Annotated in this window: 7 protein-coding genes and 2 pseudogenes; 6 read left to right on the top strand and 3 right to left on the bottom strand. The window is 60.8% G+C overall.

Features of this window, described 5'->3' with window-relative positions:
* Nucleotides 1-143 precede the first annotated feature (143 nt).
* Nucleotides 144-638 (top strand): DUF2165 family protein, encoded by a 495-nt coding sequence (locus tag BM132_RS01065; protein ID WP_092452480.1) that lies wholly within the window; start codon nucleotides 144-146, stop codon nucleotides 636-638.
* A 90-nt stretch (nucleotides 639-728) separates the two neighbouring features.
* On the opposite strand, the gene putP is transcribed toward BM132_RS01065, so the two are convergent.
* On the bottom strand, nucleotides 729-2,213 hold the full coding sequence (gene putP / locus BM132_RS01070; protein ID WP_092395638.1) for a sodium/proline symporter PutP: 1,485 nt from the start codon (nucleotides 2,211-2,213) through the stop codon (nucleotides 729-731).
* A gap of 466 nt (nucleotides 2,214-2,679) precedes the next feature.
* Here putP and putA point away from each other — a divergent pair, with 466 nt between their 5' ends.
* Nucleotides 2,680-6,633 (top strand): trifunctional transcriptional regulator/proline dehydrogenase/L-glutamate gamma-semialdehyde dehydrogenase, encoded by a 3,954-nt coding sequence (gene putA / locus BM132_RS01075; protein ID WP_092452483.1) that lies wholly within the window; start codon nucleotides 2,680-2,682, stop codon nucleotides 6,631-6,633.
* Nucleotides 6,634-6,874: 241 nt separating this feature from the next.
* Nucleotides 6,875-8,677: an acyl-CoA dehydrogenase gene (locus BM132_RS01080; RefSeq protein ID WP_092452486.1), complete on the top strand. Its 1,803-nt coding sequence runs from the start codon at nucleotides 6,875-6,877 to the stop codon at nucleotides 8,675-8,677.
* A gap of 162 nt (nucleotides 8,678-8,839) precedes the next feature.
* Here BM132_RS01080 and BM132_RS01085 read toward each other — a convergent pair whose 3' ends face one another.
* Nucleotides 8,840-9,142, bottom strand: a complete 303-nt coding sequence (locus BM132_RS01085; RefSeq protein ID WP_092395632.1) for a cell division protein ZapA — start codon at nucleotides 9,140-9,142, stop codon at nucleotides 8,840-8,842.
* A complete protein-coding gene (locus BM132_RS01090) occupies nucleotides 9,139-9,369 on the bottom strand; it encodes a hypothetical protein (RefSeq protein WP_092395630.1) in 231 nt (76 codons plus the stop codon). The genes BM132_RS01085 and BM132_RS01090 overlap by 4 nt, the downstream gene beginning before the upstream one ends.
* Nucleotides 9,370-9,692: 323 nt before the next feature.
* On the opposite strand from BM132_RS01090, the pseudogene BM132_RS28825 reads away from it, so the two are divergent.
* The 3 genes and pseudogenes from BM132_RS28825 to BM132_RS01100 all read left to right on the top strand — a co-directional run.
* A pseudogene (locus tag BM132_RS28825) lies at nucleotides 9,693-10,349 on the top strand (MCP four helix bundle domain-containing protein); the annotation flags it as partial.
* A gap of 303 nt (nucleotides 10,350-10,652) precedes the next feature.
* A pseudogene (locus BM132_RS28830) lies at nucleotides 10,653-11,252 on the top strand (methyl-accepting chemotaxis protein); the annotation flags it as partial.
* 306 nt (nucleotides 11,253-11,558) lie between these two features.
* The gene (locus tag BM132_RS01100) at nucleotides 11,559-13,301 is read left to right on the top strand and encodes a potassium/proton antiporter (RefSeq protein ID WP_092395626.1); all 1,743 of its coding nucleotides are present in this window, start codon (nucleotides 11,559-11,561) and stop codon (nucleotides 13,299-13,301) included.
* Nucleotides 13,302-13,314 lie beyond the last annotated feature (13 nt).

The raw sequence follows: 13,314 nt of genomic DNA on the forward strand, positions 1-13,314 counted from the left end.
TTTTCCGACAGACATCCCTCGTAAGGGGGATTACAAAAGTCGCCGCACGAAACAATCAGCAACTTCCTACAACGTGACGGCCTCCGGGACTGCAATAGGTCGTGATACCGTCCTTTCGTCGCAAAAAGCCAAGGATGCAACCCATGACGACTCGCTACGCAAAAATCGCAATGACCCTGGCGCTCGCCGCTTTCGCCTTGCTGACCGTGTTCAACAACCTCACGGACTACAACTCCAACTTCAATTTCGTCCATCACGTGCTGAGTATGGACACCACCTTTCCCGACAATGCCGCGCGCTATCGCGCCATCGACCAGCCTTGGGCATGGCACGGTGCCTACTGGCTGATCATCCTCGGCGAAGCGCTCACCGCAGGCTTGCTGGGCTATGGCGCGCTCAGTCTCTGGCAGGCACGTAATTTCCCAAGCGTGGTTTTCACCCAGGCCAAGCGCTGGGCCATCATCGGTTTGACGATGGGTTTTTTCGTCTGGTTCTTTGGTTTCATGGTCATCGGCGGGGAATGGTTTCTGATGTGGCAATCAGAAATCTGGAATGGCCAGGACGCAGCCTTCAGGTTCTACATGGCGCTGCTGGGCGTGCTGATATTTCTCAATCAGCCCGACGCGGAGCTGGACTGATCCCCATAAAAAACGGCCCGTCTTCATGGAGGACGGGCCGTTTTTTATTTCAGAACCTTCGCGCGAGCCGTCGAGGCCTCGCTGAAAGCCTTACTGGTTCAGGCGGAAATCTTTTTCAGCCGCTTCGAAGCGCTGCAGCATACCGGCGGTAGGCGAGCCCATCTTGCTGACGAAGTAGATAGCCAGGCTGGCGAAGATGAAGCCTGGGATGATTTCGTACAGGCCCAGCAGCTCGAAGTGTTTCCAGACGATCACGGTGATCGCCCCCACCAGGATGCCTGCCAGCGCGCCGTTACGGGTCATGTTTTTCCAGATCACCGAGATCAGGACCACAGGACCGAAGGCCGCACCGAAACCGGCCCAGGCGTAGCTCACCAGACCCAGCACGCGGTTTTCCGGGTTGGCCGCCAGGAAGATGGCAACCACCGCCACCAGCAGCACCATGGCGCGACCGACCCAGACCAGCTCCAGCTGGGACGCACCCTTGCGCAGGAAAGCCTTGTAGAAGTCTTCGGTCAGCGCACTGGAGCACACCAGCAACTGGCAGCTCAGGGTGCTCATGACAGCCGCCAGGATCGCCGACAGCAGCACACCGGCCACCCATGGGTTGAACAGCAGCTTGGCCAGCTCGATGAACACGCGCTCAGGGTTCTCGGTCACGGGACCGGCCACTTCCGGATGTGCCGAGAAGTAAGCGATACCGAAGAAGCCGACAGCCACTGTGCCGCCCAGGCAGAGAATCATCCAGGCCATCGAGATACGACGGGCCTTGGCGATGGACTTGACCGAATCGGCAGCCATGAAACGCGCCAGGATGTGCGGCTGGCCGAAGTAGCCCAGGCCCCAACCCATCAGCGAGATCACGCCGATGAACGTGGTGTTTTTCAGCATGTCGAAAGCGGTAGGATCTTTCGCTTCGATGGCCAGGAACGTGGTGTCCACGCCGCCGGTAGCCAGCAGCACGATGATCGGCGTAAGGATCAGCGCGAAGATCATCAGCGTCGCTTGTACGGTGTCGGTCCAGCTCACGGCCAGGAAACCACCGATGAAGGTGTAGGCAATGGTTGCCGCCGCACCGGCCCACAGCGCTGTCTCGTAGGACATGCCGAAGGTGCTTTCAAACAGACGGGCACCGGCCACGATGCCGGAAGCGCAGTAGATGGTGAAGAACACCAGGATCACCACCGCAGAGATGATCCGCAGCAGGCCGCTGGTATCTTCAAAACGGCTGGAGAAGTAATCCGGCAGTGTCAGCGCATCACCGTTGTGCTCGGTCTGTACCCGCAGGCGACCGGCCACGAACAGCCAGTTCAGGTAGGCACCGATGATCAGGCCGATGGCGATCCAGCCTTCCGACAGGCCGGACATGTAGATAGCACCGGGCAAACCCATCAACAGCCAGCCGCTCATGTCGGAGGCACCGGCGGACAGTGCAGTCACGACGCTGCCCAGGCTGCGACCGCCCAGGATGTAATCGGAAAGGTTATTGGTGGAGCGATAAGCCATCAGGCCGATCAGGACCATTACTGCGATATAGATCACGAAAGTGATCAGGGTGGGATTACTAACACTCATGAGTTACGCCCTGGCTTTGTTTTTATGTAGCGGTGGCAGTAGGAAGCGTCGACAAGTCAACCATAGACCTTGTTTGACGTTTCCAGGACCCGCGAATTTATGACTGATGTTTCCCCAGGAAAGCCATCAGCCGATGCCCCTCGACTTCGAGCCGGTTGCACCTTGGCGGCGAATGCTATTCAACAAATGAAATAAGGTGCAACCAGTTTCGCTCGAATCAGTTGCACCTAGTCGGTTTTTTCGCTCAATGACGGTTTTTTGCTCCCTTTTAGTGCGGTATCAACCTTTGGCTAGAAGCCAATGCACTAAGCAGAGGCACCGCTGGAGTCACGAATTTTACTTTCCTGATGAGCTGCTTATTTTTTCGTCGAAAAAAGGTTGCACCCGGTTGCACCTCGACCAGCTCACAGCTAATCTTGCCGCCAGCTGATGCCACGCAATACGTGGTAAACATGAGGATAAAAATATGGCTACCACCACCCTTGGGGTCAAACTCGATGACCCGACCCGCGAACGCCTCAAGGCGGCCGCAACCTCGATTGATCGCACGCCCCACTGGCTGATCAAGCAGGCAATTTTCAATTACCTGGAAAAACTCGAGGGTGGTGCAACCCTGACCGAACTGAACGGTTCGACCCGTGCCGACAACGATGAAGCCGGCGACGTCCAGGTCGACCACGCGCACCAGTGCTTCCTGGAGTTTGCCGAAAGCATTTTGCCGCAATCGGTCCTGCGCGCCTCGATCACCGCCGCTTACCGTCGTCCGGAGCCGGAAGTGGTGCCGATGCTGATCGAGCAGGCGCGCCTGCCGGCCGACATGGCCGAAGCCACCAACAAACTGGCCGCCTCGATTGCTGAAAAACTGCGTAACCAGAAGAGTGCCGGCGGCCGTGCCGGTATTGTTCAGGGGCTGTTGCAGGAGTTTTCCCTGTCGTCCCAGGAAGGCGTAGCGCTGATGTGCCTGGCCGAGGCGCTGCTGCGTATCCCGGACAAAGGTACTCGCGATGCACTGATCCGCGACAAGATCAGCACCGGCAACTGGCACCCACACCTGGGCAACAGCCCATCGCTGTTCGTCAACGCCGCCACTTGGGGCCTGCTGCTGACCGGCAAACTGGTCGCCACCCATAATGAAGCGGGCCTGACTTCCTCTCTGAGCCGCATCATTGGCAAGAGTGGCGAGCCGATGATCCGCAAGGGCGTCGACATGGCCATGCGCCTGATGGGCGAGCAGTTCGTCACCGGCGAAACCATCGCCGAAGCCCTGGCCAACGCCAACAAATTCGAGACCAAGGGTTTCCGCTATTCCTACGACATGCTGGGTGAAGCCGCACTCACCGAACATGACGCCCAGAAGTACCTGGCCTCGTACGAACAAGCCATCCACTCGATCGGCAAGGCGTCCCACGGCCGCGGGATTTATGAAGGTCCGGGCATTTCCATCAAGCTCTCGGCCCTGCACCCCCGCTACAGCCGCGCCCAGTACGAGCGCGTCATGGAAGAGCTGTACCCGCGCCTGCTGTCACTGACCCTGCTGGCCAAGCAATACGACATCGGCCTGAACATCGACGCCGAAGAAGCCGACCGCCTCGAGCTGTCCCTGGACCTGCTGGAACGTCTGTGCTTCGAACCACAGCTGACCGGCTGGAACGGCATTGGCTTCGTGATCCAGGCCTACCAGAAGCGTTGCCCGTACGTGATCGACTACGTCATCGATCTGGCCCGCCGCAGCCGTCACCGCCTGATGATCCGCCTGGTGAAAGGCGCGTACTGGGACAGCGAGATCAAACGCGCCCAGGTCGAAGGCCTGGAAGGCTATCCGGTCTACACCCGCAAGGTGTACACCGACGTCTCCTACATCGCCTGCGCGCGCAAACTGCTGTCGGTGCCGGAAGCCATCTACCCGCAATTCGCCACGCACAACGCCCACACTCTGTCGGCGATTTATCACATCGCCGGTCAGAACTATTACCCGGGCCAGTATGAGTTCCAGTGCCTGCACGGCATGGGTGAACCGCTGTACGAACAGGTTGTAGGCAAAGTTTCCGAAGGCAAGTTGAACCGTCCGTGCCGCGTATACGCCCCGGTCGGCACCCACGAAACGCTGCTGGCGTACCTGGTGCGTCGCCTGTTGGAAAACGGCGCCAACACTTCGTTCGTCAACCGCATCGCCGACCAGTCCATTTCCATTCAGGAGCTGGTGGCCGATCCGGTGGCCAGCATCGAGCAGATGGCAACCCTGGAAGGCGGTTTCGGCCTGCCGCACCCGCGTATTCCGCTGCCGCGCGACCTGTATGGCAGCGAACGCGCCAACTCCAGCGGCATCGACCTGGCCAACGAACATCGCCTGGCCTCGCTGTCCTGCGCCCTGCTGGCTACCGCTCACAACAACTGGAAAGCGGCGCCGATGCTCGGTTGCCCAGCCAGCGAAGAAACACCGGCGCAGGTTTTGAACCCGTCCGATCACCGTGACGTGGTCGGCCATGTGCAGGAAGCCACGGTCGCTGACGTCGACAACGCCATCCAGTGCGCCCTCAACGCGGCGCCGATCTGGCAGGCTACGCCACCGGCCGAACGCGCTGCGATCCTGGAGCGCGCCGCCGACCTGATGGAAGGCGAGATCCAGCCGTTGATGGGGCTGCTGGCCCGCGAAGCCGGCAAGACCTTCGCCAACGCCATCGCCGAGGTGCGTGAAGCCGTGGACTTCCTGCGTTACTACGCCGTGCAGGCCCGCAACGACTTCACCAACGATGCCCACCGCCCACTGGGCCCGGTGGTCTGCATCAGCCCGTGGAACTTCCCGCTGGCGATTTTCAGCGGACAAGTGGCAGCCGCACTGGCCGCCGGCAACCCGGTACTGGCCAAGCCTGCCGAGCAGACGCCGTTGGTGGCTGCCCAAGCCGTGCGACTGATGCTCGAAGCCGGTATTCCGGAAGGCGTGCTGCAACTGCTGCCGGGACGTGGCGAAACCGTTGGGGCCCGCCTGGTGGGTGACGATCGGGTCAAAGGCGTGATGTTCACCGGTTCCACCGAAGTCGCTCGTCTGTTGCAACGCAACATCGCCGGGCGCTTGGACAACCAGGGGCGGCCGATCCCGCTGATCGCCGAAACCGGTGGCCAGAACGCAATGATCGTCGACTCCTCGGCCCTGACCGAACAAGTGGTCATCGACGTGGTTTCTTCGGCATTCGACAGCGCCGGCCAGCGTTGCTCGGCCCTGCGGGTCCTGTGTTTGCAGGAAGACTCGGCCGATCGCGTTATCGAAATGCTCAAGGGCGCCATGGCCGAATCACGCCTCGGCAACCCTGAACGCCTGTCGGTAGACATCGGCCCGGTGATCGATGCCGAAGCCAAGGCTGGCATTGAAAAACACATCCAGGCCATGCGCGACAAAGGTCGCACGGTTTATCAGATGGCAATCGCTGACAGCGCCGAGTGCAAGCGCGGCACGTTCGTGATGCCAACGCTGATCGAGCTGGAAAGCTTCGACGAGCTGCAGCGTGAGATTTTTGGCCCAGTGCTGCACGTGGTGCGCTACAAGCGCAAGGAACTGGATCAACTGATCAACCAGATCAATGCCTCCGGTTATGGCCTGACCCTGGGCGTACACACCCGCATCGACGAGACCATCGCCAAGGTGATCGATAACGTCCATGCCGGTAACGTCTACGTGAACCGCAACATCGTGGGTGCCGTGGTCGGCGTGCAACCGTTCGGCGGCGAAGGCCTGTCGGGCACCGGTCCCAAGGCCGGTGGTCCGCTGTACCTGTACCGCTTGCTGTCGACCCGTCCTACCGATGCGATCCAGCAGTCGTTCGTCCGTGACGACGCCCTCAATGCGCCAGACCTGCGTTTGCGTGACGCCATGAGCAAGCCGCTGACCGCCCTGCAAGCCTGGGCAGACAGCCAGAAACTCGCCGAATTGAGCGCCCTGTGCGTACAGTTCTCGGCTCAGTCGCAAAGCGGTATCACCCGCCAACTGACCGGTCCGACCGGCGAACGCAACAGCTACGCCATCCTGCCCCGCGAGCACGTGCTGTGCCTGGCGGACGTAGAGGGCGATCTGCTGACGCAACTGGCGGCGGTGCTGGCGGTAGGCGGCTCGGCTGTGTGGCCGGAAACCGACACCAGCAAGGCTTTGTTCGCACGCTTGCCGAAAGAAATTCAAACGCGCATCCAGCGGGTTTCCGACTGGGCCAAGGACGAAGTGGCGTACGACGCCGTCCTGCATCATGGCGACTCGGATCAACTGCGCAGCGTTTGCCAGCAAGTGGCCAAGCGTGCCGGCGCCATTGTCGGGGTCCATGGTTTGTCCCAGGGTGAAACCAACATTGCGCTGGAACGCTTGGTGATCGAGCGCGCCTTGAGCGTCAACACCGCCGCAGCGGGTGGTAACGCCAGTCTGATGACTATCGGCTAAACCCGCTGTAGGCCAGGCACCTGCAATGGGTGCCTGGCAATCGAATCCTGTGGGAGCGGGCTTGCTCGCGAAAGCGGTGTATCAGTCGCAATTGATTTGCCTGACCCAGCGCTTTCGCGAGCAAGCCCGCTCCCACATTGATTAGTGTCGCCCTCACCCCTCCATCACCGTCATCAATCTTCCTGTTCACCCTCTATTCCCCCACCTAGACTCGGCCCATTCCAAGAAAAGGTAAGCCGCCATGTCCGAGACGTTGCTCAGTTCCCGAAATCTGGCTTTCGAGCTGTATGAAGTCCTTGATGCAGAGGGCTTGACCCAGCGCGAGCGGTTCGCCGAGCACAATCGCGAAACCTTCGACGCGGCCATCGGCACCGCCCGCAGCATCGCCGAAAAATATTTCGCACCGCATAACCGCAAAAACGATGAAAACGAGCCGCGCTACGAGGACGGTCAGGCGATCCTGATTCCGGAAGTAAAGCCGGCGGTGGATGCCTTCCTGGAGGCCGGTTTTCTCAATGCCGCGCGCAATTTCGACGCCGGCGGCATGCAATTGCCGACGCTGCTGTCCCAAGCCTGCTTCGCGCACTTCCAATCGGCCAACGCCGCGTCGACCTCTTACCCGTTCCTGACCATGGGCGCGGCAAACCTGATCGAAAGCTTCGGCAGCGAAGAGCAGAAACAACGTTTCCTGCAACCAATGATCGAGGGCCGTTTCTTCGGCACCATGGCCCTGACCGAACCCCACGCGGGCTCTTCGCTGTCGGATATTCGTACCCGTGCTGAGCCGGCATCCGACGGCACTTATCGGCTCAAGGGCAACAAGATCTTCATCTCCGGCGGCGATCATCCACTGTCGGAAAATATCGTGCACATGGTCCTGGCGAAACTGCCGGACGCGCCACCTGGCGTGAAGGGCATCTCGCTGTTTATCGTGCCCAAGTTCCTGGTCAACGACGACGGCAGCCTCGGCCAGCGTAACGACGTGCTGCTGGCCGGGCTGTTCCACAAGATGGGCTGGCGCGGCACCACCTCCACGGCGCTGAACTTCGGCGACAACGGCGAATGCGTCGGTTACTTGGTAGGAAAACCGCACCACGGCCTGAGCTACATGTTCCAGATGATGAACGAAGCGCGGATCGGCGTTGGCATGGGTGCGGTAATGCTGGGTTACGCCGGCTACCTGTACTCCCTTGAATACGCCCGCGAACGTCCGCAAGGCCGGGTGCCCGACAGCAAGGACCCCACCACCGCTCCCGTGGCGATCATCCAGCACGCCGATGTACGTCGCATGCTGCTGACTCAGAAGGCCTACGTTGAAGGCGCATTTGACCTGGGCCTATACGCGGCGCGCCTGTTCGACGACACCACCACCCTTGAAAGCGAAGCCGAGCGCAGACGCGCTCATGAATTGCTGGATTTGTTGACCCCGATTGTCAAATCCTGGCCATCGGAGTTTTGCCTGAAGGCCAACGAACTGGCGATCCAGATTCTGGGTGGCCACGGCTATACCCGCGAATACCCGGTCGAGCAGTATTACCGCGACAACCGCTTGAACCCGATTCACGAAGGCACTCACGGCATCCAGTCCCTGGACTTGTTGGGCCGTAAACTGGCGCAAAACGGCGGTGCCGGGCTCAAGCAACTGATCCGCCTCGTGGCCGACACCAGCGAACGCGCTCAGGCGTACGAATCACTGACGCCATTGCGTCAGCCACTGGAGGCGCTGGTGGCGCGCCTGCAAACGGTCACCCTGGGATTGCTGACGGACCTGGCCCAGGGCAAGGTCAACAGCAGCCTCGCCAACTCGGCGCTGTATCTCAAGGTGTTTGGTCACATGGTGATTGGCTGGCGCTGGCTGGAACAGGCGATTCGGGCCGAGGAAGGTCTGGCCAAGGGGAGCGCGGCGGACACCGACTTCTATAAAGGCAAGCTGCAAGCGGCGCGGTATTTCCTGACCTGGGAAGTGCCAGGGTGCCACCATGAGCTGGCGATTCTCGAGGCGCGGGATGATACATGCCTTGGGATGCGGGATGAGTGGTTCTGATCCAGTTCTTGCGGCGAGGCTGAAATCCAATCGCGAGCAGGCTCGCTCCCACAGTGGATCGGCGGTGAACACGGATATTGCGTTCACTCAGCCCCATGTGTGCGAGCCTGCTCGCGATGACTTAAGTACAGACAACGACACTTTGTAAGCCAAGTTGCGACTTCAAGCCTGCTGAATCGTCTTGGCAATGACCTCGACCGTGGCGCTGACTTGCTCTTGGTAACGGTCGAGTTCCGCTTGATGTTGCTTCTGCATTTCCATCTGTTGCGAGCACAGGTTCATGGCCGCCAGCACCAGCAGGCGATCACCGATCAGCGTCGGGTATTTCCTCTTGGTGTCGGCCAGGGCCGCCTTGAGCATCGAAGCGGCGTCCAGCAGGGCCTGTTCCTGCCCGGCCGGTGCCTTGATTGAATAGTCTTCTCCCAGGATCGAGACGACTGTCACCCCGTCGGCGCCATGCTTCATGCGCTGACAGGACCGGCGCTGGCGCGCTCGATCAGGGCTTGGATGCGCGCGGCGGTGGTGCCGTGCAGCTCTTCCTGTTCCATCAGGCTCAGTTGCAGGCTTTCATTTTCATCCTTGGCCTTGGCCAGTTCCGCGTTCAGCGTCTCATTCAGGCCGGCGAGGTGGCGGTTCTGTTGCACCAGGTCGTTGACCAGTTGTTCCAGTTGGCTGAGGGATGTTTCCAACATATTGATTTCCAGGCTTTTTCAAAGGGGCGCGTACGATAAAGAAAAGTCACCGTCAATGCCACGGCTTGGGCGGCGGTGCTTCGCTGGCGAGCTGTAAAGACTGTGAATGGAAGATCTGGTTCCCGCCCTTCGTCGCGCAGCAGGCGCTGCCCTGCGACAAAAGCACGCAGCGACTCAAGACTTTAGTCGTATGACCGATAAGTCAGGGAACACCTGTCACAGCCCCCGCACGGACGCGCCCTCTTCCGGTACTTTCCATGTCCCTACGTAATATGAATATCGCGCCGCGGGCGTTCCTGGGGTTTGCCCTGATCGGCGCCCTGATGCTGGCCCTGGGGGTGTTCGCCCTGAGCCAGATGAGCAAAATCCGTGCGTCCGGCGAAAGCCTCGTCCAGAACAGCGTGCCCAGCATCAAGGCTCTGGATGAATTCACCTCGCTGACCCTGCGCCTGCGCGTGCTGTCCTATCGCTTGCTGGTCAACCGCGAACCGGACATCCAGCAGAAAACCTTCAGCTTGTTCGAGCAACGCAACCAGCAGATTCAGGCTGCTCAAAGCGCCTACGAAAAACTCATCAGCTCCCCGCAAGAGCGGGCCGCCTACGAGCAGTACGTTCAATTGCTGGGCCAATACCGCCAGCTCGAAGAGCGGATGAAAACCCTTTCGCGCAACAATCAGCTCGATGAGTTGCGCGCCCTGCTCAACACTGAACTGCTGAGCAACTCCGACGCCATCAACGTGGCAATCAATCGGCTGGTAGAAATCAACAACCAGCAAGCCGAGGCCCTCAATCAGAACGCGACACACCAGTATTCAACGGCCTTCAATTGGGTGGTTACGCTGCTGGTCATCGCCACCGGCCTGACCCTGCTGTTCGCCTGGCTTTTGACCAACAGCATTACCCGCCCGATCGGCAGCGCCCTGGACGCCGCCGAAGAAATCGCCAAGGGCAACCTGACCCGACCGATTACCGTGGATGGCAGCGATGAAGCCGGTCGCCTGCTGCGGGCGATGTCGACCATGCAGGACAAACTGCGCGACACCCTGCAACGGATCTCCGGCTCGGCCACCCAACTGGCCTCCGCCGCCGAAGAGCTCAACAGCGTCACCGACGAAAGCGCCCGTGGCCTGACCCAGCAGAACAATGAAATCGAACAGGCCGCCACGGCGGTCAATGAAATGACCAGCGCCGTCGAAGAAGTGGCGCGCAACGCGGTGAGCACCTCCGAAGCCTCGAAAGACGCCACTGCCTCTGCGGGCGATGGTCGCGACCTGGTGCAGGAAACCGTCAGCGCCATCGAACGCATGAGCGCCGATGTACAGAGCACCGCCACGTTGATCGGCGACCTGGCCAATGAGTCCCGTGACATCGGCAAGGTGCTGGATGTAATCCGCGGCCTGGCGGACCAGACCAACCTGCTGGCCTTGAACGCCGCCATCGAAGCGGCGCGTGCCGGTGAAGCCGGTCGTGGTTTTGCGGTAGTGGCCGATGAAGTGCGTGCCCTGGCCCATCGCACCCAGCAGTCGACCAGCGAGATCGAACGCATGATCGGCAGCATCCAGAGCGGCACCGAACACGCCGTGGATTCGATGCGCAACAGCACCGAACGCGCTGAGTCGACGCTGAACATCGCGCGCGGCGCGGGCATGTCCCTGGACACGATCAACACCGCCATCGTCGAGATCAACGAACGCAACCTGGTGATCGCCAGCGCCGCCGAAGAACAGGCCCAAGTGGCCCGTGAAGTGGACCGCAACCTGGTGAACATCCGCGACCTGTCGGTGCAATCGGCCACCGGCGCCAACCAGACCAGCGCCGCCAGCGCCGAACTGTCGCGCCTGGCCGTAGACTTGAACAGCATGGTTGGGCGGTTCAGCCTTTAACTCTCTGGCTTTTGTGGCGAGGGACCTTGCTCCCGCGGGGCCCTGTAGGAGCTGGCGAAGCCTGCGATCTTTTGATCTTGATCTTTCGACTCAATGGGTAGTGGAAAGATCGCAGCCTCGTTGCACTCGACAGCTCCTACACAGCTCCTACAGGGCCCAGCGGGAGCAAGCCCTCTCGCCACGGTGCTGCCGCGCTTGTACCCAACCTTTTTTGACAGCATCACATTTCAACAGGTTAGAATCGCTGGCACGCAGACTGCATGGTCAGTTTGCGCCCGCCCCCAACGCTTGCTCGGAGTACTGCCTTTGACTGCGACGACCATCAACAGCCTGTTCTTGATCGGCGCGTTGCTGGTAGGTGCGAGCATTCTGGTCAGTTCTCTTTCGTCCCGCCTGGGCATCCCGATTCTGGTGATCATCCTGGCCGTGGGCATGGTTGCCGGTGTCGACGGCGCCGGGATTCTGTTCGATAACTACGCCACGGCCTATCTGGTCGGCAACCTCGCGCTGGCCGTGATTCTGCTGGACGGTGGCTTGCGCACGCGGGTTTCGAGCTTTCGCGTGGCGTTGTGGCCAGCCTTGTCGCTGGCCACCGTTGGCGTCCTGATCACCACCGGGCTGACCGGCCTGGCGGCGGCGTGGCTGTTCAATCTGAACCTGATGCAAGGTCTGCTGATTGGTGCCATTGTCGGCTCGACCGATGCCGCGGCGGTGTTTTCGCTGTTGGGCGGCAAGGGCCTGAACGAGCGGGTCAGCGCGACGTTGGAGATCGAATCCGGCAGCAACGACCCCATGGCGGTGTTCCTGACCGTAACCCTGATCGGCATGCTCGCCAGCGGTGAAACAGGTCTGCATTGGAACCTGCTGGGGCACTTGTTGCGTGAATTCGGCATTGGCGGGGTAATCGGCCTGGGCGGTGGCTGGCTGATGCTGCAATTGGTCAACCGCATCAACCTGGCCAACGGGCTCTACCCGATCCTCGTCATCAGCGGCGGCCTGGCGGTGTTCGCCCTGACCAACGCCTTGCATGGCAGCGGCTTCCTCGCGGTTTACCTGTGCGGCCTGGTGATCGGCAACCGCCCGGTGCGCAGCCGTCACGGCATCCTGCACATGCTTGATGGCATGGCCTGGCTGGCGCAAATCGGCATGTTTCTTGTGCTGGGGCTGCTGGTCACGCCCCATGACCTGCTGCCGATCGCCCTGCCTGCCCTGGGTCTGGCGTTGTGGATGATCTTGATAGCACGTCCGCTGTCGGTGATGGTGGGGCTGTTGCCGTTCAAGGCCTTCCATGGCCGCGAAAAAGCGTTCATTTCCTGGGTCGGCCTGCGCGGTGCGGTGCCGATCATTCTGGCGGTGTTCCCGCTGATGGCCGGCCTGCCTCACGCGCAGCTGTACTTCAACCTGGCGTTCTTTATCGTGCTGGTGTCGCTGCTGGTGCAGGGCACGAGCCTGCCATGGGTCGCCAAACTTCTGCACGTCACCGTCCCGCCAGAACCGCTGCCGATCTCCCGGGCAGCGCTGGAGGTCCACGTCACCAGCGAGTGGGAACTGTTCATCTATCGCCTCGGTGCGGAGAAATGGTGCATCGGCTCGCCCCTTCGGGATCTGAAAATGCCCGACGGCACACGGATCGCGGCACTGTTTCGTGGCCAGCAACTGCTCCATCCGTCGGGTAGTACGGTGCTGGAGGTCGGTGATTTGCTGTGTGTCATCGGCCATGAACACGATTTGCCGGCCCTTGGAAAACTGTTCAGCCAGGCACCGCAAAGGGGCCTGGATCTGCGCTTCTTCGGCGACTTCGTACTCGAAGGAGACGCCCAGCTGGCCGCGGTTGCGGCCCTGTACGGGCTGAAGCTGGACGGCATCGATCCGGACATGTCCCTGGGCCGCTTCATCGCCCAGAAAGTCGGTGGCGCGCCAGTGGTCGGTGACCAGGTGGATTGGAACAACACCCTCTGGACCGTTGCGGTCATGGACGGGAACAAGATCGGCAAAGTGGGCGTCAGATTCCCCGAAGGAAGTCGCCCGGGTCCCGGCTTGTTCCTCTAAACTGCTCCCACTT

This window comes from Pseudomonas sp. NFACC45 (assembly GCF_900113505.1).
Taxonomy (GTDB): domain Bacteria; phylum Pseudomonadota; class Gammaproteobacteria; order Pseudomonadales; family Pseudomonadaceae; genus Aquipseudomonas; species Aquipseudomonas tehranensis.